The following is a 20,722-nucleotide window of genomic DNA, read 5'->3' as shown; positions in this document are numbered from 1 at the left end:
AATATTATTCCTGTAATTCTTCTAATTTTCATACATTACCTTTTAAATTACCTTTTACAGTATAAATAGTAATCAATTTAGCATGTTGAACTGATAAAATTACTATATTAGCACTATCATTAAAGGTTTGTATTTGTACACCAGCAATTTTGTTATCAGTTATAATAAATTCTTGAATAGTATAAACTGGATTATATATACTTCAAGAATAATAAACTCTATAATGTTTATTCTCTTGAAAATCATAAGTAATTTGTCAATTATCTCATTTATTTTTTTCTCTTGTTCCTACTTCTTTTCAATTATCTTTACTTGGACTGGGTGTTGGATTATTTTTTAATTCAATATCTCAATTATTTTCTTCTATTTCATTAGTTTCTAAACTTTTTGAATTAATTTTTATAGGTTTATCTATATTAATTACACTTGGTGAAGTAATATCTAATGTATTATTTTTAATTGTATAAATTTTATTATTTATCTTAGGTTTATATATTTTAGTTCCTAATTTATTTCCATCTAGATTAGTTACTATTCAAGAATTACCATCAAAATATGATAGTATTAATTCATTATTTTCGGGTTGGACACTTAAATGCGCTTTAATTTCATTAGTAGAATTTGAGTAATAACCTGCTGAATCAATAGCTACATTATGGGCTGTTGGTACTGCACCATAAAAGAAAAATACTCCTTTAAGTCCTTGACTGATTGACATATTAGGTGACCAAAAAATTTGATAATATGTATTTCTTGTTAAAATCATTGATTTTTGCTCTTCTCATTGTGGATTATTCAAAAAATCTTGTGGTGTTACTAAATAAGAACTTACAGATATTACATTATCTTCTGTAATATTAATGCCATGGCCAGTAATTAATTTATTTTGTTTATTATTAGTTAAGGCCGTAATATTTTTCTGTTGTTTAGCAGAAAAATCACAAGTTGGTGCATGTATATAATCACCAATTTGTGGATTATTTTGTAATGCTTCGGGTGGTAATGTACCAATTTCATCAGGTCAATCTAAAATCATTGTTTCAGTTTCTTTATTATAATCAGTTGCAACATAACCTTTATTAATAAATTTACTAACAGGACCTCTATATATTTTATTTTCATTATCATCAACTAAATCATCATATAATTTAATTTGTTTTGATAATGTAAATTCTTTTTGTTGTTCAATTAATTCATCAACTTGATTTCTAGTATAAAATGCTTTTAAGTCAATTTTTTCAACATCTATTTCATCATCATTATAACTTGAAAATATTTGTTTTAATTCTGTTAATCTTGCTCATATTTTCATTCTACTAGGTGCTAAATCTCATACATTAATTGTAGGAGTACTATTTGCACTAAATTGACTACCATTATTAAATTGAATAGTAGCATCAACATTAAATTCAATTGGTGTACGATTAAATACTCAATGTTCAACCATAACATAAACCATATCTCTTAACGTTTCTTTAATTAATTTATCTTTAAAACTATCAAAAGGAAATTTAGATAAAATAAAATCAAGATAAGCATTAATATCATTTTGAGCACGAATAGCAAATGTTTTAAATCAATCATGAACATTTGGTCATGTATTTATATATTGTCGTGGTGTTTCTGTAATTTTTCCAGTTAATGGATATCAGTTATTATAATTTTCTAAACTGACATCAGTTCAAAGTTTATTAATCATATTTTATCATTCCTTAAAAAATGCTTTTTTATAACGTTTGGTTTTTGTTTTAGTTTTTCTATGTGATATATGGATAATTTCTTTTTGTAACTTTTTTTTACCTTTTTCTACAACTTGACTATATACAAATTTTTCTAAATGATGTAATAATCCTGTTCCAAATAAAGTATTAACTGAAAATTTTAAACCAACATTTTTAAATGATTTATTAATATTTTCAATAGGGTTATTAATAACATTTACTACTTTATGATAAGTTCTAATAGTTCTAAATATTTCTCTATATATTTTAAAACTATCTCTAATTACTTGTTGAATAACTGGTGGTGCAAATGCTATTGCTTTTAATCATTTATTACGATTAATACCATAACCAATGTATCAACCACTATATCAACGATATCAATGAAATGGATGTATTTGAGTAACAAAAGTTTTTGCTTTCAGAATACTATCAACAACTGTAATTGGTTTATATTTAGGATTACGATGATAAATAGTAATTGCACATTTATCTAATGACAAAGGTTGAATTTTGCAACCCATAAATACTGGTGAATTTAATGGAATTAATTGTGCATGTTTAATTGCTCTTTTTTCTGCACTAGTAAATAAATCAGTTGCTTTTTCTTTTAATTTATTAATTTTTTCAAATGCTTGTTTTTCTAACTTTTCAAATTTTTCTTGTAATTTATATATACTTTCTCGTATTTTTTCAAAATATGGTGTATCTTTTCAAAATTTATTTAAACCTTTTTTTAAATAAAATCTAATATCAAAATATTTAAAAGTTTGATTTGCTTTTAAAACAAGTTGATGAATAACATTATTTTTAAAATTAAATTTAATAGCATTTGCACGAATTTTTTGTAAATCCAAAATTAAAGATTTACCATATCTATTTTCTGTATGTATTGTATGAACTAAATTTAATCAATCATGTTGGTTCATAGATAGTACTTTTTTTAAATCAGTATTAAATTTTTTTAAAAAGTTATTTGCTTTTTCGATATCTTTAATTTTAAATTTAGGAGTTAATTGTGGACTTAATTTTATTAATGTATTTTGTAATAATAAGTGTTCCATTAATTTTTCTGTTTCTAGTTTTTGAAAATTATTCTTATATTGTCTTTCAGCAACATAACCTAAATCTCGTAATACTGTTTCACGATTAGGAGTAAAACTATAATTCATTAAATAACGTTTATTACCAATAATTTTATCTGTTAAAATTTCTTTTCCACTTACTTGACTAATAATTTCTTGTAAGTTTTTTGCTTCTTTAACACCAATTTGTTCTAATGTTTTAGTTTTTTGTGCTAATTTAATAAATTTAGTTGTACGATAACCACGACTAATTTTATTAAGTCCAGCAAATGCAGGTAATAAATTTAAGAAAGTATTTAATTTTGTTACATTTCCTTTTAAATAATCATAAACTTGATTAATAGTAAAATCAGTTGTAGCATAAATACCAAAATTAATAGTACTTGCAATAAAATCACTTGCACCTAATCCAAGGGCTACACTTTCACTTAATCCACCAGTAAAAGGAGCAAGTGCTACTGCTATAACTTGTACACCAATCATTTCTAAAATTTCTCATCAAAAACTTTTATTTTCTTGTTGGTTACTTGTTCTAGTATGTTTTGGTTTATTTATGTTTAAAAGTATTGCTGTACTAGTTGTACCAATTGGCATGATATTAATGTCCTTTATTTAAGAGTTATTTTAATTGGATTTGTTTTTCCTTTATAATTTAAGTCATTAATATTTGCAGTAATAGTTATATATAAGTCACCTGCTTTTTGTTTTTGATTACTTACATTAGTTTTTCCTTGTGCATCACTAAAATATTTAATAGTTGGATTTGTTAAATTTGGATTTAATGATTTAAGTTCATTAGTACTTTTGATTTCTGTATTTAATTCATTATTATTGTTATTAACATTTGCAGTAATATCAGTTGTTAAAGTTGTAATCTTAGTTTTTAAATCATTTTTATCATTATTAACAATTGCACATAACATTCAACGTGAAGTTGTTTCTTCATCTGTAATATAAGGTATTGATTCACCAGTTACTTCTCCACCAACTAAATATCTTCTTCCAACTTTACCATCAGCAATATCTTGAACATATACAACTGTATTTTGTAACATATATCTTTTCATTGCTCTTGGTGTTGCTAAAACAAAAGACATAATTTTAGTTTCATTATTATCAGTAAATGTCATATAATCATCCATTACAATTTGACATAGTACACCTTTAATATATAAATCATTTCCATTTAATCTTAATTGTTGAGCAATCTGATTATCAGTAATTAATCCTTTATTATTAGCTAAATAAACAATACTATCATAAAGATTATTAGTAATAAAAAAACGACAATTATTACTATTTCTTAGTTGAAATAAAGTATTTCAAGCATCTAACATTGATTTTAAATATCCTACTGGTGATTTATCAGTAATGTCTATTTTAGTTGCATATTTTGCAATTACATTTGTATCATTATTTGCTAAATAATCTGCTAAGTCATTAGCAACTTCATATTGCATTGTATTTAATAAATTTTGTCCATTTTCAGCATTTAAATCAACATTAGCAATTATTTCACCCGCAACTGCTTCTTCTTTAATTTCTTTTAAAATTTTAATAGTTTCGGCATAACTAACATCTAATCCTTTGCTTTTATCATTTCATTTTAATACTTTAATTTCTGAATTTTTTGGTTTTTTAACTATAAATTCAATTTTTGTTGAATTAACTATTTCGATAGGAAAAAAACTTGCTCATGGTGAATTTGATTGTTTATAAAATTCTATAAACTCTGGTGCTTCTACTAATTTTTCGGTATTATCTAAATTTTTATTGAATTGTATTGCCATTTTTTGATTTCCTTTCTGTTATAAATTATTATTTTTTTTATAATCCAATAATGTACTTTTTATTGAATTTGGTTGATTTGTTATTATTGTTTGTGGTTTACCACCCGTATTAATTGTTTCTTTAAATATTGGTTGTTCTTTAATCATTTTTTTAATAGTATCTTCTATTTTTGAATTTTCTATATTACTTGTTTTAAATTTTAAATAATCATAAAATTCATTTTTAATTTGATATTTTTTAAATATATTAATTATTTCTTTTTCTTTAATTTCTTGATTAAGTTTATTTAACTTACTTTCTGCTTCATTAACTTTATTTTCTATTTCTTGTTGAGCATTATTTTCAGTTAAAGGTTCAGTTGTTTGTTGAACATTATTTTCATTTTCTAACATTTAACATTCTCCTAATCTTATCCCAATAATCAATCTTTAACTAATTGTGGCATCTCACTTATTAATTTTTTATAATCATTAACTGCATTTTCTAATGTATCAATATCAGAAAATTTAAAACAATTATCAATATGTAAATCAAAATCTCTATCATTATAGATATCATGTTTAAAATTATACTTTTCATTAAATTCAATTTTTGTCATATTATTTTTCTCCTTTATTAATTTTTTCGTTTAATTTTGCTAATTTTTTTTGATGTTTTATAATTTTGTTATTTGCTCTAACATGTTTTGGAGTTGTGATAAATCTTTTTAATAAAACAATAATTTCTCTGCAAATTAATGTTCCAACACTTGTTCCAATAATAATTAATTCATGTAAAAATTCTTTCATTACAATATTTTCCTTTCAATTGTTTATTTTTTAATTATTCATCAAATTGACCACCATTAATTCTTTCAATCATTGATTGTGAATTACTTATAACTTCTACTAATACAGATATTTCTTTATTGAATTCTTCTATTCTTTCTTTATATTTTTTTATTTCCTGATTATAATATTCAAGTAATTTTTCTTTATTCATAAATTATTCACCTCCTTTATAAACTCATGTGATTATAATCTCAATTTAATGAAGCATTATCATTATTTAATGGTACTTCGCTCATATTATCACTACCATATTGACTGGTTGTTTCACTATTAATTGAAAATCTATTATCATTAATTAATCTTGCAGTTTCATCATTAAATGCTGTTTCTTGCATTTCTTCAATATGATTAGTAGTTTCCATAGGTAGTAAATTATGAATAATTTCAGAAGCACCAGCAACTATTGTTGGCACTGCATAAGCATTATTAAAATCATTATTTATACCCATTGCTACACCACTTGAAATTAAACATCCACCAGTAGCCATATTACAAATCTTTCTTATTGCTTCAAATTTATTAGGTATTAATTCAGTTAATCCACTAATAAGATTTGAAATACCATAAGCATTTAAACTAATATATGTATCTCAATCCATTAGTGATTGATTTTCTTGTTTATTTAATAATAATCATGGTGGACCTTCTGTTGTAGTTGTAGTAGTTATTGGAGTTGGTGTTGTTGGAATAATAGGATTAATATTATTTTCTGTTCATTTACTATAATTTGCTAAACCGATTGTTCCTAAACCTAATAATATTTTTTAGAACTATTAATTAATTTAGTTTTAGTATTTGGTCTTTGATTTAAATTTCAAATATCTAAACCTAATTTTTTACCAAATAATAAACTATTAATACTACCTAATAGTGAACTGTTCATTACTTGACCATAATAAGCACTTGTACCAATCATTGCACAAATTGGGCTTATACCAGTTCTTATTAATTTAGTTAAAGTATAATTTGATTGATTTTCTATATTTGGCATTTTAATCTCCTTTATTCGTTTTTATTAGTTCTCTTATAACATCTAGTAAAGAATCTACTACATAAGAATTTAATTCAAATTCATAATTTCTAATTTTAATTTTTTCCTTCTGCATTTATTTATTCTCCTTTAATTTGTTTTAAATCATTTAATAGTTCTATAAATTTTTTCATCTCTTTTGAATGATAATCAATGCTTCAATAATCATCATTTCAATTAAAAATTATATGTGTATCTGAATGTAAAAATTCAACATTATCAATAAAAAATAATGTTTCATCTACATTTCATTTAATTAAAAATTCGCGTTTAGTCATATTTAATTTCCTTTAATTTTCTAATTTTTTAATTGTTACTTTAATTCAACCTTGATAAACATCATTATCACCAACTATTAATGCAACATTACTTTCTGGGTCAGAAACAATTATGTGTTTTGATTTAACATTTGGGTATTGTCTTAAAATAATTGCTCTAATATCATTATTTGTATGAATTGCTTTGGGAAATGGTGATAATATTTCAATTTCATCTTTATTTTCAAACAAAGTAGGTAATATTATCATTAGTCAAATTCTCCATTTTCTATTAGTTTATTTAAGATAAATAATGTTACATCCGTTCTCCGTGCTGGCTCTAATTCAATTAAATCATTAATATATTTAATTAATTTTTCTTTATTCATAATTTAACCTTTCTTTCCTAACTCTTTTATTTTGTTTTTGTTTACATAAGTTATTACATTTATGAGCAAAAACTCTACCATAACCACATTTATTATTCTTTTTTATTTTTATTATCATTATTTTTAAAACAATTTTGACAATTTGGTCAATTATAATTTTCTTTACAATCAGTACACATTTTCATTAGTTATTTCTCCTTATTATTTTTTGGATGTTGAAATTGAACAGCTTTACAATTATCACATCTAAATACTAATTCAATACTCACATCTTCATGTTCACATTTATTTATTATCAAAGTAACCTTTTTCTAAATATTCAATTATTAATTCCATATCTAATGTGTTATGTTCAATTAAATATTCAATTATTTTTTCTTTATTAATACAATTTTTATGTCTTGAATTATTAATTTCATCAACTTTAATTCTATGTTCTTTACAATATGCTCTACCATATTCATCAAATTGCTCATCTGTCATATTTTCACATTGTATTTGTTCAAAATTTTCATCATGTGGTGGTATTAAACTAGTAAATTTAGTAGTTTGAGTAAATGTACATTTATTCATTAGACATATTCTCCTTATGTTTAATTTCTTTTGATATTTCATTTAATATTTTTAATACTTTATATTCATTTTTTAATTCTTTAATAATAAATATTAAAAATATTATTAGTGTTATGCTTGTTATTAATATTGGTACTATTAATAAAATTTTTCATAATATCATTTTTTACTCTTTTCATTTTTTAAATCATTTAACATTAATTGAACAAAATGCACGATTTTTAGGAATGTTTAAAGTATTAAAGATTTCACCAGTTACTAAAATTTCATCATTTTTGTTTAATAAAATACATCGTTTATAAAATTTTGGGTTATTAAAAATTAAAGTAACATAGTTTAATCCATTTCATTGACCACGAACACTATAATATAATTCCTTATTACCTTTTTCGTAATATTTTGCTTCAATAGTGTTACTCAGTTTTACTGTTAATTTGACATAATTTGCTTTATCTTTCATTTTTATAATTCCTTAAATAATATTGAATGTGCTTATATGCATCATGTTCATGTTTTGTAAATTTTATATTTCCTTTATAATTTTCTATTTTAGTTTTATTTTTTGGTTCGCTTTCTTGAAAATCTCAATTCATAACGTCTTCTACTAATACCATTAATGCACCAATCATTTTAGGTGTTGCTAATGGATTAGTTAATAATTATTTTGAACTTAAAAAGAAATTTTCTACAATAACTAATATTTTTTTATTCTCATTTTTTTTAATTAATTCAAAATATTCTTTATAAAAATTTTTACTTTCTAAAACAGTTTTTGTTTTAAATGTTTCATTAAAGATAATATTATTAGTTTCATTTGAATATATAACAATTCCATTATTACCAATACCAGCAGGGTCAATGCCAACAATTAAGTCATATTGCATTATTAATCAAATTCTTTGGATTTTATTTTATTAATTAATAATTCAATAGTATCAACTGAACCTTTTAATTTATTTAAATAATATATTTCTTTTTCTTTTTTGTATTGTTCTATATAATGACCCAAAAATATATTTAATGAACAAATTAAATTTTTCTTATATTGATTAATTACTTCTTTTTTAAAATCTTCTCTTAATTTTTCTATATTATTTAAATGTTCTTTTGTTATTTCTTGATTACGTTTTTTATTATATTCATTAATAATTTTTTGGTCTTTACAAGAAAATGGTTTTTCTTTATCCATATTTATACCTCTCACTTAACCTAATATTTAAAATATAGTCATAACAAATTGCTTTACTATTTTTATCTCTTAAAAAATATTTTCTTGTTTTTATATCATTAGTATTAAAGAATAAATAATCTAATTTATTTTGTTTACATGTTCAACAAAAATACTTTTTCATTATAAGTTGAAATTTCCTTATAAGAAGTAACTATATAATTAATTGGTAAATCATCGTGTTTATATGGATTATTTATTTTAAAACTTTTTCTATTTTCTTCTCACGTAATGTTATATTTAAAACAAGCATTAGTAATTTTAGTTTTGTTATCAGTTATTTCACCCATAAATCAACTATTATGCTGTTCATAAAATGTTAATGATTCAAGTTTTATATCATTAAGATAATATTCTTTTGGAGCAGTTGGTTTATTAACAGTTATTTTTTGGTCTTTAATATATGGTTCTAATAATTTTATTAATTCATTACCACTTAATTCTCTTTTAATATTTTCTAAATTAAAAACTCAATATGTGTAACTGTTATCAACAATAAAAGAATTATTTTTAATCATTCATTTTGGTAATGATAATTTATATTCAACATAATCAATAAGAATAGATTGTGGTTTATCTTTTACAATTTGTTCTTTTTTAAATTCTATTTGCATAATAATCCTTTCCTAATATGTTCTGTTGCTTCTAGCATAAAGAACATATATTTTGATTTTTAGATTATTAATAATACTATTATTCGTTTTATTCATTCCAGCAAAACTGGGCTCAAAAATAAATTGTGAAATTTTAAAAAACATTGAGGCATTCGATTCAATATTTATTTAATTTGTGTTTAACAAATTAATATTTTAATTGAACCGGCACCGCTCAATTTTTTTTACAAGTTTGAAATTTATTTTCTCGCCCAAAAATTTTTCAAAAAAAATAAAAAATAAAACCAACACTTGCTCACTAGGGAGTGGCAAGGTTGGTTAAATAAAGAATAGAATTAATATAGTAGGTTCCCTAAGCAGGTCTATATATACTAGTTTCCAATTCGCTCCCACCCCAAGAATTACCATTTAATTAATGGTTAGTATAATTTATTAGGTATCACTCCACTTTTTATTTATTCATGCAAGTCCACATGTTTTAGCTACTATTTTTAACAACTGTGTTGTAGTTCACTTTTTTAGTTCCCTAACACGTGTTGATAATAGCGTTAAAGATGGTTATTAAAAATTTTAAAATTTTACAATTACAAAAAAAAGACAAGATTTTTATTCTCGTCTTTTGTCATTTATTTTTAATTTAAGGGTTTAAAAAAGAAAGGAGCTATTTTTAAAACTTTTTAGTTATCGACATCTTCGACACGCTCCCTAAAATTTTCAAAAACATTATCTAACATTGGTATTTATCTACTTTTGACAACATTAATGCCGGTAATGGTTATTTCTATAATTATGATTTCTTTAAAAGGATTAATGGAAAGTTCTTATGAATTATTATGGAAGTTTGGAGAATGATTACAAGAAGTTTTTGATTCTGGATTAAGTACTATTCAATGATTAGGATGAATTATATTGATAGCTTGTCTAACAACTTATGGTATTCTTATATTTATTTTAGTTATGATAAATTCAAGAAAAGCATTTGAACAAAGAATTGGTTATATTCTTGGTTTAGTAATTGGAGTTGCTTCAATTGTTGTTACATTATTACCATTAATTATTGTTAGTATTGCTAGTCTTGGCAATGGAGTAATAACTTTAGTATTAGGATTATCATTTGTTTTTATTGGATTGAATGGTGGTTTAGTTGCTTGTGGATCATTATTTGGTTTAATTAGTGCAAAAAACATTATAAATTTATGAGATGCAAAGAAAAAGTAGATTATATCTACTTTTTATTATTTATATATTTACTTCATGGTAATTGTAAATTTGTTAATGTATAATGCATTAATTGTCGATGTATGCTAATAATTAAAACGTTAAATATTGTTACAATAAGTAAAATTCATCAATGATCGTTTAAAGTATTAAAATAATCAAGTTTGCTTTTAAAAACGGCAGTTTCAACTAACATAAATAATGCATTTAAAATAAAAAAAATTAATCAACCAAAACTAAATAGAATAATTAGATAACGATAAAATTTAGTTTGAAAAGTACTACCTTTGACTTTAATTTGATAAACCGTTTCATAAGTATAATGATTAATAGAAAAAGTAAACAAAATTAATAGAATTAAACTATTTATGCCAACTATTAATAAAATATTAATTATTTTTTCGCTAGTAGTATTTATTAAAATTGAACCTATTATTATAAATATAATTTGAACAATTAATCACAAAATGTTAACATAAAAAAAACTTTTTTTTGTTCAGTATTTAATTAATTCATTTTCCATTTTGTATCACCATATTAATTTTAGTATATTTTATGCAAATATAGAATAAAATTTATCTTTTTATAATTTTTCATAACATAATAAGTTTGGGAATAACTAAAATTAGAGAGGGAAATAAAATGGCAATTGAAGTAGAAATTAGGCGTATACGTCTAAGACTTGGTTGAACGCAAGCATATTTGGGGAAATTAGTAGGTGTTCGTCAAGCAACAATTAGTAGAATTGAGAATAATGCTAAAAATTCTTCATGAGGAATAATTCATAAAATTCTTTTAGCATTATTAGTAGATATGAATGATATAAAAGGTTTTACGCATGATTTTGTATTAAAAGAAAATGATTTTGAACTATTTATTAAACTGTTAATGGCTAATTCACAATTAAAAACTAATATTTTATATAATCCTGTTCATTGCGCACGAATTATTATTGATGCATATAATAGAGGAATTATTAATTTTGATGAAAAATATGGTAAAAATAAAGTATAAAAAAATTGTAAATAAATATTAATATTTTTACTGTAGTACATTTTTTTATTTATAGGAGAAATTTATGAAATATTTTTTAAAATTATTAATTATTACTTTGTTAATAAATAGTTCGTCAGTAGGATTAATTGGATGTAGTATTCCTAGTGTTGGTGATATTTGAATAATTACTGATGGTGGTGATTTATTTGATAAAGCTTTTAATCAGCAAGTATTAGAAGGTTCAAAAGAGTTTACTAAAACATTTAATGATAATCGTATTATGATTAGTAATTTACCCGGTAATGAAGTTTGAAAAAATAAAAAAATGAAAACACGTTGAATTATTTCACGAGATAGTACTGTTTCAACTTTACAAAATAATTATAATTTAGCAACATTTGCTGGTGCTAAAACAATTATTGTTGTTGGGTTTAATCATCTTGGTGCATTAACACCAGCTATTCAAAATCAATATAAAAAGTTAGGTGTTCGTTTTATTTTAGTTGATGCTAAATTAGAAAAACCAGTTGATGTAGCGTGTTTAAGTTATTCAGCAGAACAATCAGGGTTTTTATCAGGATTAGCAGGAGCAATATGATTAGCAGCTAATCATGAAACATATGATGATAATGGTTTAAAAATGTCAACTTTTGGTGGTTTACCAGTTGATACTATTGTTAGTTATATGATGGGTTATTATTGAGGTGTATATTATTTTAATAAATATCGTAATAGCAATGATAATTTATTGGAAATGACTAATGCCATTAGAATTAAAGAGGGTAAGGAAAAAATTGAAAAATGAACTAATAAATTTGATATTCATTTTGATAAAATTGCTAAACAATTTACAGGTAGTTTTGAATCTGGTACAAAATCATCAAAAGCAATAACTTCACAATTAATTGATGGATATAAAGATGATATTGTAATGCCTGTTGCAGGAGCACAAACAATTGATTTAGTATCAGCTGTTAAAAACTCTACTACTAATAGCAAAGCAAAAATTATTGGTGTCGATGTTGATCAAAGTGTTCAATATAGTTATGCTAAAGATATTTTTATTACATCAGCTTTAAAAGGAATTCATAAGTCAGTTAATACTTGATTATGACATTCTTTTAATTTAGATTATAATAAGGATGATCAACATTCAGTTATTAAACCTATTAATGGTGAACAATACTTTGATGGCAGCATACCACAACCAGCATTAGGTGGTCAGCAATATCTTGGAATTGCTAATAATGATTCTATTAGTGCTATTTATAATAACTTAATTATTGATAGTAATGATTATTGACGTTTAGCACAAAAAGTAACTGACGCTTATAATAAATTAGTTGCTGATTTAGTTAATGATTCTACTCGTGATAAGTGAGAAAATGCTTGAAAAAATTATGTTGATGAAAGTGTTGAAAAGTATAAACCACAGTTTTAATAAAACTTTACTATATATTTTAAAAAAATTATAATTATTCTTGAATTTTTAAAGAATAAGTTTTATTATCTTATATAATGGTAGTTATGCCATTAAAGGAGAAACTAGTGTTTAGAGTTAATTGTGAAAATAAGAAAATAATTAATATTAAATACATATATACTGTATTTTTTAATAGTAAGTTATTCTCACCTATTTATTTTCAAAATTTATTTATACACAGTTTTATTTTATTTTGAATAATTGAATTAAGAAAGCAATGTTTTTGCTTTCTTTTTTTATATTTTTTTTATATAAATATTTATATATATTTGTAGGAGGAATATAATAGTATGCGTAAAATTTTTACTGTATTTAGTGCAATATCATTGTCAGTAATAATGATATTACCAATCATTGCTTGCAATAGTCAGTTTAATGATCCAAATATTTATCGAATAACTGTTGTAACTGATGGACATACTATTAATGATGCTTCTTTTAATGAATCATCATATAATGCTGCTCTCAAGTTTAAACAAGAGTTTAATGATTGAACACATAGTGATTATGTTGATCCTCAATATAAAAATAAAAGAGTTGAGGTTTCTTGAGATAATCCCCAATTAACTAATACTGATGATTTAATGACATCATATAATAAAGCCGTTTTCATAAATAGTAAAGTAATTATTGCTTCAGGATTTTTACATCATAATGCTTTGGTTAAAGCACAAAATACTATTTTAAAACATAAAGTGAAATTTATTTTTATTGATGGTGATACTCCAAATAAAGAAGTACCAAAATCTAATAAGCAATTGGCTGGTTTACTTTACAAAGCAGAACAATCAGGCTTTTTAGCCGGATTGGCAGGGGCAATATGGTTAACTGCTCATGCTAATCAATATGGTGGACTTGATAATTTAAAAATGTCAACCTATGGTGGACTTGATATTCCAGCAGTTACTAATTATATGTATGGTTATTATTGAGCCATACAGTTCTTTAATAATAAATTTAAAAATAAAGAAGATGAAGAAAAATTAATATCATGAGTTAAAATTTTAAATTCAGATTTTAAAGAACCATTACCAAATATTAAATTTATAAATTCAGGTACTCAATTTAGTGGTGATTTTACTCAAGGTTCAAAAGGTTCACAAGCAATTAATGATGATCTTGCTCGACAAAAAACTAATATTATTTTTCCAGTAGCAGGACCACAAACCGAAGATACTTTATCATCATTAAAAAAATCTGGTCAAGGTAAAATTATTGGTGTTGATACAGATCAACAACTTCAATATCCACAATCTGCAGATAGATTTATTACTTCTGCAGAAAAAGATTTAATTAGTTCAATTAAACTTATGCTCTGAAAATCAGTTGGTAAAACTAATCAGAATCCAGAGCATTCAACTGATCCAACTGCCGATCAAACATTTATTGATGATGCACCATACAGAGGTGGACCTAATTTTACTGGAATAGCACCAAATAAAGCAATTAAAGACGGTGATAAAGATATTTACACACCATTAATGACAGAAACTACTAATTGATTAGATAAAATTTCTGCTGGATGACAAAAAGTACTCAATTTAAAAGATCATTATTGAATTAATGGTATTAAAAAAGAATATGATCCATTTAAATAATTAAGAGGGGTGATAAAATGCAAGTAAATATTGAAAAACAGAACTTACAATATGCTGTTGAAATGGAAGGTATTACTAAAGTTTTTTTAGATACTATTATTGCTAACAATAATATTTCTATTAAAATTAAAAAAGGAGAAATTCATGCTTTGGTTGGTGAGAATGGTGCAGGTAAATCGACACTAATGTCAATCTTATTTGGACTATATCAACCAACAAAAGGTATTATTAAAATTAATGGTAAAGAAGTAGTAATATCAGGACCAATTAGAGCAGGTGAATTAGGTATTGGAATGGTACATCAACATTTTAAATTAGTTGATAACTTCACTATTTTACAAAATATTATTTTAGGTAGTGAACCAGTTCATAAATGACAGTGAATTAATTATAAAAAAGCTAAGTCTAAAATTTTAGAAATTTCAAAAAAATATAAATTAGACATTAAACTTAATTTAAAAATTGAGAATGCTAGTGTTGGTATGCAACAACGTGTTGAAATTTTAAAAGTTCTTTATCGTGGTGCTAGTATTATTGTGCTTGATGAACCAACCGCGGTTTTAACACCACAAGAAATTACTAGTTTATTAATAATTATTGAAGAACTTAGACGTGATGGTAAAACTATTATTTTTATTAGTCATAAATTAGAAGAGGTTAAACAAGTTGCTGATAATGTTACAGTAATTCGTTTAGGTAAAGTTATTGAAACTTTTGAATCTAAGAGTAAAACTAAAGAAGAAATTGCTACTTTGATGGTTGGTAGAGATTTAGTTGATATTAGAAATCAAGGTAATGTTGTATTAGGGCCAGTATTATTAAAAATTGATAATTTATTTGTTCATAAAATTGGTAATAAGAAATCAATAATGGGTCTTTCTGATTTTAGTTTAGAAGTTAAGTCACGAGAAATTGTGGCTATTGCTGGTATTGAAGGTAATGGTCAAACCGAATTAATTTCAGCAATTACTGGTTTAATTAAGCCAGAAAAAGGTGATATTTTTTTTGGTAATAAGAATATGAAACACAGTTCAATTCAAAGTTTATATAAAAGTGGTTTAAGTCATATTCCTGAAGATCGTCATAAATATGGACTTGTTTTAGATTATAATGTTATTGATAATATGGTTTTACAAAATATTAGCGAATATCCTTTTTCTAAGCATGGTTTGATTCGCAGTAAAGCTATTCAATCTTATGCACAAAATATTATTAATAATTATGATGTTCGTGGTAGTAAAAGTGGTTTTGCTTTAGTTAGAGGTTTGTCGGGTGGTAATCAACAAAAAGCGGTTGTTGGTAGAGAATTAACAAGAAAACATAAAATTTTAGTTGTTGCTCAGCCAACACGTGGCTTGGATATTGGTGCTATTGAATATATTCATAGTCGTATTCTTGATGAAAAAAATGAAGGTAATGCAGTATTATTAATTTCTTATGAATTATCAGAAGTTATGTCATTAGCAGATCGAATTGTTGTTTTACATGCTGGTAAAATTACTGGTAATGTTAGTACTAAAAATGTTACTCGTGAACAGTTAGGATTAATGATGGCGGGACAAAAAATGTTAATGGAAGGAAATGAAGATAATGTTTAAACAAAAAACATGATTTTTAAAACGACGAAGTCGTTTATATCTTGGTTCAAAAGAAATGAATAGTAGTCTTACTAAATTTAAGGGTTCAATTTTTGCCATTATTTTTGGATTAATTATTGCTTGTTTTGTTATAATTGGTTCAGGTCAAAATGCTTTTACTTATTTTCAGTTGTTATTAACATATGCTTTTACAAGTTGGCCAGCTAATAATTGAGATAATACTTTAGTTTGATGAGCAATTTATATTGTAGCAGGATTAGCACTAGTTATTTCTTTCCGCTCAGGAATGTTTAATATTGGAGTTGCTGGTCAAATGTTAGCAGCAGGAGCTGTTGTTATCGCAATTGGTGTTCGTTATGACTTATCACAACCATTAGCTATAATTAGCGCGTTTTTTGCTGGAGTATTAGCAGCAATATTGGTGGCGTTGGTAACAGTGTTATTAAAAGTTTTTTTTAATGTTCATGAGGTTGTTACTTCTATTTTATTAAATTGAACAATTTGATATTTAGTAAAATGACTATTTAAAATCAATAAAGATTTATATGATGCTGATCACGGAACATCAGCAACTATTCATGATAGTATGAGTATTAATGGTTATAATTGTATACTACCATTATTAATTTCTATTATTTTAATAATAACAGTTTGATTCTTATTGAAAAAAACAACTTTAGGTTATAAAATTCGAACAGTAGGTTTAAATCCATTTGCTGCGGTTTATAGTGGTATTAATCATAAACATTATTGCATAACATCATTTGTTATTTCAGGAGCATTAGCAGGAGTAATGGCTGTTATTTATTACATTGCCAAAAATCCTTCAATTAGTTTTTTAACTGATGATTTGCCGACTATTGGTTTTGATAGTATAGCTGTTGCTTTAGTTGGTCAAATTAATCCAATAGGTGTTGTGGGTTCTGCTTTTCTTTGAGGTTTAATTAAGAGCGGTGGTTCAATTGGTTCAGTATTAACATTACCAACAGCAACTGGTGATATTATTTTTGGTGTTATTATTTATTCAGCTGCCTGTGCAGTTTTATTATCTCGTTTACAGCCAATTAAATTTTTAATTCGTTATTTAAATATAGCCTTTGATGGAGAAAAACGAAAAGTTACAAATAGTTTTATTACCAAGATGTACTATCATTTTATTGAAAATTTTAAAATAAAGAGACAATATAATAAGTTAAAATCAGATTTAATTAAAGAAAAAAATAATAAAATTAATCACTTAAAGATAGAATATAATAAATCATTATCAGATTATGAGTCAAAAGTTAAAAATTTAAAACAAAATCTTTCACAAGAAATTAATAAATTGAAACAAGAATTAAGTGATCAATTAAAGTCATTAAAAAATCAATTAGTTAAAACTAATGATAAAAAATTAAAAGAACAATTAATTTTAAAAAAATGTCAACTTCAAATTACTTATAAAATTGAAACTAAGGAATTAATTAAAAAATATAAAATTGATAAAGAACAATTAAAGGTAGAATATAATAAATCATTATCAGATTATGAGTCAAAAGTTAAAAATTTAAAACAAAATCTTTCGCAAGAAATTAATAAAGTTAATAGTGATATCAACTTACAGTTACAAGCAGTTATTAATAATAAAAATGATAAAGTTGGTGTTAATTGAGCACAATTTTTCCAAGAAAATAAAGCTTTAAATCATTATATATATAAACAATATAATGCAATTTGAAAAAAAGGTAAAATTGGTAATTGAAATAATTTTCAACAAGAAATAAAAACGATTTATGGTGAAAGTTTAAATATGTATATTAATGAAAAAATGAAATATGAAAATAATGTTTATAACTATAAGCAAGATTTAATTCGAGAAATAACATTATTAAAAAAACAAAAAGCAATATTAGATAAGTCAAGAGTAAAAGACTTAAAATTAAATCTTTATCGAGAAATTAATAAATTGAAACAAGAATTAAGTGATGAATTAAAGTCATTAAAAAATCAAAAAGTTAAAACTGATGATAAAAAAATAAAAAAACAATTAATTTTAGCAAAACATCAACTTCAAACTAATTATAAAAATAATGTTAAAGAGTTAATTAAAAATTATAAAATTAACAAACAGCAATTAAAAAGTCAAATTATCCCAATTAATAGTAATATTAATATATTAACCAAACAATTTACTAAAAAAGCGGAAATTGAAAAGACAACTTTTATTAATAAATTTACTGATATATTTAAAAATGAACAACAAGCAATTATGAAAATAAAAACCGAAAGAACAGGAGGAAAAAGTTAATGGAAGCACTCAAAATAATTCTTGAACATTCTAGTTTAATTTTTGTTGTTTTAGTACTTGGTGCATTATCTGGATTAATTTCAGAACGTGCTGGTGTTGTTAATATTGGTATTGAAGGAATGATGACAATTGGTGCTCTTGCTTTTTCTTCATTTGGAAAAAATATAGGTGTTAATTGAGGTAATTGATCACAAATTATTGCTTTATTAGTAGGTGGATTAGCGGGAATGGGATTTGCTTGTTTCCATGCTTTTGCATCAGTTACTTTAAAATCTGATCAAATTATTTCTGGCGTTGCAATTAATATTTTAGCAGCAGCAATTGCAGTTTTTGTTGTTCAGTTACCAGGGAATAATGGTTTTATTTCATTAACAAATATTTATCAATTACCAAAAATTGGTAATAATGAATTTTTTAATTTATATTTATTTTTAGCAATTATAGTTTTAGTCAGTATTGCTATTATTTTGAAATATACTAAATGAGGATTACATCATGTTGCGACTGGTGAAAATCCCAATGCAGTTGATGCTGCGGGAATTAATGTTATTAAACAACGATATGTTGCTGTATTATTATCTGGTTTTTTAGCAGGAATTGCTGGTGGTATTTTTCCAATGTATGCTAGTCAAACTTTTCGTGGAACAGTTAGTGGAAATGGTTTTATTGCTTTAGCTATTTTAATTTTTGGACAATGAAGGGTACCATTGATTACAATTGGTGCTGCCTTATTTGCTATTGTTGAAACAACAGGTGCCAGAATTACGTTTTTACCAAATATTCCTCAATGAATATCAAGTAATTCTGATATATGGAATATATTGCCTTTTGTAACATCTTTATTAGTTTTAGTGTTTACATCAAAATGAAGTAAAATACCAAAAGCATTGGGTATTGCTTTCAATAAATCTAAACGATAAAATTAGTTATTAATAATTTTAATGATGAATTAATTTTGAAATTAAATTTTACTTTTTTAGTAATATTTTCCAAGACTTAATTAAAAATATAATAAAAAATAAAAAATTTTATGGTTATTTTATACTATAAAATTTTTTATTTTATTAAGAATTTGAAAAAAAATTCACAATAATACAGTTTTATTTATCAAAAAAAATAAATATAATTTTTGATAGATAGAAAAATGTGGTAAAAGTTTAAATTAAATTAATTATGTTTATAGGGGGAGCAAAGCATATGGATAATGAAAGTATAGTTATTAATGTACCTTATTTATTTCAAAAAAATAAAGAAAAAAAACAAGAATATGCTCAAAGACCTGAAGTGAAAGCAAAAAAACAAGAATATGATAAAAAAAGATATCAGCTTATTAAAGAAAAACAGCGACAATATAGAAAAAAAATGATATCAACGCAATAAAGAAAGGCAAAAAGAATATAAACAAAGACCTGAAGTGAAAGCAAGGAGAAGAGAATATGATAAAAAAAGATATCAAGTTAATAAGCAAAAAAAGCAAAAACAAAGAGAATTACAATCTGATTATGTTTTTAGTTCAAAACAAAATTTTGATTTAAGCAGTTTTAATTGTGATGATATGTGTAGTGAACAAATAAAAAATATTGCATGAGATGTTTTAGAATTACAACTTTATTCAGAAACACAAGAAACAGAATTAGATAAGTTGTTAGATGAAGCAGAATTTGAATATATGGTTAATGAAGAACAAAGTTCAGTAATGAGTAGTGAAAATTTGTCATCTAATTTAATTTTTGATGATGTGTATAGTGAAGAAATTGTAAAAGATATATCAAATAATTTAGAATTAGAACAATTAAATTTATTAGATAAAACTATTGAACAATTGTTAGTTAATGAAAAAATAGCAAAACAAAATGTTGAATGAAATAATAGTATTGTAGTTACAAGTAATTTAGATAATGATATTTATGATTATAATTTATCAACTAGACTTATTCCTTAATTAAATATTAATTTTAATTGTTAATTTTTACTTAAACTTAAAAAAATAAAATTTTATAGTTGAATTTTTGGGAAACACAAAG

General features: G+C 23.8%; 29 protein-coding genes. 9 read left to right on the top strand and 20 right to left on the bottom strand.

All coding sequences use genetic code 4. From position 1 onward, the window contains the following. Nucleotides 1–4 precede the first annotated feature (4 nt). The 19 genes from AACK81_RS07610 to AACK81_RS07520 form a co-directional block, all read right to left on the bottom strand. Nucleotides 5–1,699 carry a hypothetical protein gene (locus AACK81_RS07610; RefSeq protein WP_338961159.1) on the bottom strand — a complete coding sequence of 565 codons (1,695 nt, stop codon included), beginning with the start codon at nt 1,697–1,699 and terminating at the stop codon, nt 5–7. Nucleotides 1,700–1,702: 3 nt separating this feature from the next. Next, on the bottom strand, nt 1,703–3,400 hold the full coding sequence (locus AACK81_RS07605) for a hypothetical protein (protein WP_338961157.1): 1,698 nt from the start codon (nt 3,398–3,400) through the stop codon (nt 1,703–1,705). A gap of 14 nt (nt 3,401–3,414) precedes the next feature. Then, a complete protein-coding gene (locus AACK81_RS07600) occupies nt 3,415–4,596 on the bottom strand; it encodes a hypothetical protein (RefSeq protein ID WP_338961155.1) in 1,182 nt (393 codons plus the stop codon). An 18-nt stretch (nt 4,597–4,614) separates the two neighbouring features. Further along, entirely contained in the window at nt 4,615–4,989 is a 375-nt protein-coding gene (locus AACK81_RS07595; RefSeq protein ID WP_338961154.1) for a hypothetical protein, read from the bottom strand. Nucleotides 4,990–5,006: 17 nt separating this feature from the next. Further along, entirely contained in the window at nt 5,007–5,195 is a 189-nt protein-coding gene (locus tag AACK81_RS07590; RefSeq protein ID WP_338961152.1) for a hypothetical protein, read from the bottom strand. A gap of 1 nt (nt 5,196) precedes the next feature. After that, nucleotides 5,197–5,385: a hypothetical protein gene (locus tag AACK81_RS07585; protein WP_174481134.1), complete on the bottom strand. Its 189-nt coding sequence runs from the start codon at nt 5,383–5,385 to the stop codon at nt 5,197–5,199. Between the two features lie 34 nt (nt 5,386–5,419). Further along, nucleotides 5,420–5,578 carry a hypothetical protein gene (locus AACK81_RS07580; protein ID WP_338961151.1) on the bottom strand — a complete coding sequence of 53 codons (159 nt, stop codon included), beginning with the start codon at nt 5,576–5,578 and terminating at the stop codon, nt 5,420–5,422. Between the two features lie 16 nt (nt 5,579–5,594). Then, nucleotides 5,595–6,026: a hypothetical protein gene (locus tag AACK81_RS07575; protein WP_338961150.1), complete on the bottom strand. Its 432-nt coding sequence runs from the start codon at nt 6,024–6,026 to the stop codon at nt 5,595–5,597. Between the two features lie 152 nt (nt 6,027–6,178). Beyond that, nucleotides 6,179–6,418 (bottom strand): hypothetical protein, encoded by a 240-nt coding sequence (locus AACK81_RS07570; RefSeq protein ID WP_338961149.1) that lies wholly within the window; start codon nt 6,416–6,418, stop codon nt 6,179–6,181. A 119-nt stretch (nt 6,419–6,537) separates the two neighbouring features. Continuing rightward, the gene (locus tag AACK81_RS07565) at nt 6,538–6,735 is read right to left on the bottom strand and encodes a hypothetical protein (RefSeq protein WP_338961148.1); all 198 of its coding nucleotides are present in this window, start codon (nt 6,733–6,735) and stop codon (nt 6,538–6,540) included. Between the two features lie 12 nt (nt 6,736–6,747). Continuing rightward, nucleotides 6,748–6,984, bottom strand: coding sequence for a hypothetical protein (locus tag AACK81_RS07560; protein ID WP_338960588.1), 237 nt, complete (start codon nt 6,982–6,984; stop codon nt 6,748–6,750). Between the two features lie 404 nt (nt 6,985–7,388). Further along, the gene (locus AACK81_RS07555) at nt 7,389–7,676 is read right to left on the bottom strand and encodes a hypothetical protein (RefSeq protein WP_338961146.1); all 288 of its coding nucleotides are present in this window, start codon (nt 7,674–7,676) and stop codon (nt 7,389–7,391) included. Then, nucleotides 7,669–7,839 (bottom strand): hypothetical protein, encoded by a 171-nt coding sequence (locus tag AACK81_RS07550; RefSeq protein ID WP_338961144.1) that lies wholly within the window; start codon nt 7,837–7,839, stop codon nt 7,669–7,671. The genes AACK81_RS07555 and AACK81_RS07550 overlap by 8 nt, the downstream gene beginning before the upstream one ends. Nucleotides 7,840–7,842: 3 nt before the next feature. Next, nucleotides 7,843–8,136 (bottom strand): hypothetical protein, encoded by a 294-nt coding sequence (locus AACK81_RS07545; protein WP_338961142.1) that lies wholly within the window; start codon nt 8,134–8,136, stop codon nt 7,843–7,845. Continuing rightward, entirely contained in the window at nt 8,126–8,305 is a 180-nt protein-coding gene (locus tag AACK81_RS07540; RefSeq protein WP_338961141.1) for a hypothetical protein, read from the bottom strand. Before AACK81_RS07540 ends, AACK81_RS07545 begins: the two co-directional genes overlap by 11 nt. A gap of 30 nt (nt 8,306–8,335) precedes the next feature. Then, the gene (locus AACK81_RS07535; protein ID WP_338961140.1) at nt 8,336–8,560 is read right to left on the bottom strand and encodes a hypothetical protein; all 225 of its coding nucleotides are present in this window, start codon (nt 8,558–8,560) and stop codon (nt 8,336–8,338) included. Between the two features lie 2 nt (nt 8,561–8,562). Then, nucleotides 8,563–8,865 carry a hypothetical protein gene (locus AACK81_RS07530; RefSeq protein ID WP_338961139.1) on the bottom strand — a complete coding sequence of 101 codons (303 nt, stop codon included), beginning with the start codon at nt 8,863–8,865 and terminating at the stop codon, nt 8,563–8,565. After that, a complete protein-coding gene (locus AACK81_RS07525) occupies nt 8,858–9,028 on the bottom strand; it encodes a hypothetical protein (protein WP_338961137.1) in 171 nt (56 codons plus the stop codon). The genes AACK81_RS07530 and AACK81_RS07525 overlap by 8 nt, the downstream gene beginning before the upstream one ends. Beyond that, on the bottom strand, nt 9,000–9,518 hold the full coding sequence (locus tag AACK81_RS07520) for a hypothetical protein (RefSeq protein ID WP_338961135.1): 519 nt from the start codon (nt 9,516–9,518) through the stop codon (nt 9,000–9,002). The genes AACK81_RS07525 and AACK81_RS07520 overlap by 29 nt, the downstream gene beginning before the upstream one ends. A gap of 762 nt (nt 9,519–10,280) precedes the next feature. Here AACK81_RS07520 and AACK81_RS07515 point away from each other — a divergent pair. Next, complete coding sequence (locus AACK81_RS07515; protein ID WP_338961133.1) at nt 10,281–10,736, top strand: hypothetical protein; 456 nt, start codon at nt 10,281–10,283, stop codon at nt 10,734–10,736. 7 nt (nt 10,737–10,743) lie between these two features. Here the strand turns inward: AACK81_RS07515 and AACK81_RS07510 are convergent, their stop codons facing one another. Next, on the bottom strand, nt 10,744–11,259 hold the full coding sequence (locus AACK81_RS07510) for a hypothetical protein (protein ID WP_338961131.1): 516 nt from the start codon (nt 11,257–11,259) through the stop codon (nt 10,744–10,746). A 119-nt stretch (nt 11,260–11,378) separates the two neighbouring features. On the opposite strand from AACK81_RS07510, the gene AACK81_RS07505 reads away from it, so the two are divergent. The 8 genes from AACK81_RS07505 (at nt 11,379) to AACK81_RS07470 (ending at nt 20,640) form a co-directional block, all read left to right on the top strand. Then, nucleotides 11,379–11,750: a helix-turn-helix transcriptional regulator gene (locus AACK81_RS07505; protein ID WP_338961129.1), complete on the top strand. Its 372-nt coding sequence runs from the start codon at nt 11,379–11,381 to the stop codon at nt 11,748–11,750. Nucleotides 11,751–11,814: 64 nt separating this feature from the next. Then, nucleotides 11,815–13,173, top strand: a complete 1,359-nt coding sequence (locus AACK81_RS07500; protein ID WP_338961127.1) for a BMP family ABC transporter substrate-binding protein — start codon at nt 11,815–11,817, stop codon at nt 13,171–13,173. A 332-nt stretch (nt 13,174–13,505) separates the two neighbouring features. Beyond that, a complete protein-coding gene (locus AACK81_RS07495) occupies nt 13,506–14,813 on the top strand; it encodes a BMP family ABC transporter substrate-binding protein (RefSeq protein ID WP_338961125.1) in 1,308 nt (435 codons plus the stop codon). Nucleotides 14,814–14,830: 17 nt separating this feature from the next. Then, nucleotides 14,831–16,411 (top strand): ABC transporter ATP-binding protein, encoded by a 1,581-nt coding sequence (locus AACK81_RS07490; RefSeq protein ID WP_338961123.1) that lies wholly within the window; start codon nt 14,831–14,833, stop codon nt 16,409–16,411. Further along, nucleotides 16,404–18,698 (top strand): ABC transporter permease subunit, encoded by a 2,295-nt coding sequence (locus AACK81_RS07485; RefSeq protein ID WP_338961122.1) that lies wholly within the window; start codon nt 16,404–16,406, stop codon nt 18,696–18,698. Before AACK81_RS07490 ends, AACK81_RS07485 begins: the two co-directional genes overlap by 8 nt. After that, nucleotides 18,698–19,618 carry an ABC transporter permease gene (locus tag AACK81_RS07480; RefSeq protein WP_338961120.1) on the top strand — a complete coding sequence of 307 codons (921 nt, stop codon included), beginning with the start codon at nt 18,698–18,700 and terminating at the stop codon, nt 19,616–19,618. Before AACK81_RS07485 ends, AACK81_RS07480 begins: the two co-directional genes overlap by 1 nt. A gap of 277 nt (nt 19,619–19,895) precedes the next feature. Beyond that, complete coding sequence (locus AACK81_RS07475; protein WP_338961118.1) at nt 19,896–20,078, top strand: hypothetical protein; 183 nt, start codon at nt 19,896–19,898, stop codon at nt 20,076–20,078. Beyond that, a complete protein-coding gene (locus tag AACK81_RS07470) occupies nt 20,005–20,640 on the top strand; it encodes a hypothetical protein (protein WP_338961116.1) in 636 nt (211 codons plus the stop codon). Before AACK81_RS07475 ends, AACK81_RS07470 begins: the two co-directional genes overlap by 74 nt. Nucleotides 20,641–20,722: the final 82 nt, after the last annotated feature.

The organism is Spiroplasma endosymbiont of Lasioglossum villosulum (assembly GCF_964020195.1).
In the GTDB taxonomy this organism is placed as follows: Bacteria; Bacillota_I; Bacilli_A; order Mycoplasmatales; family VBWQ01; genus Spiroplasma_E; species Spiroplasma_E ixodetis_A.
This window is presented reverse-complemented; position numbering and strand designations above follow the sequence as displayed.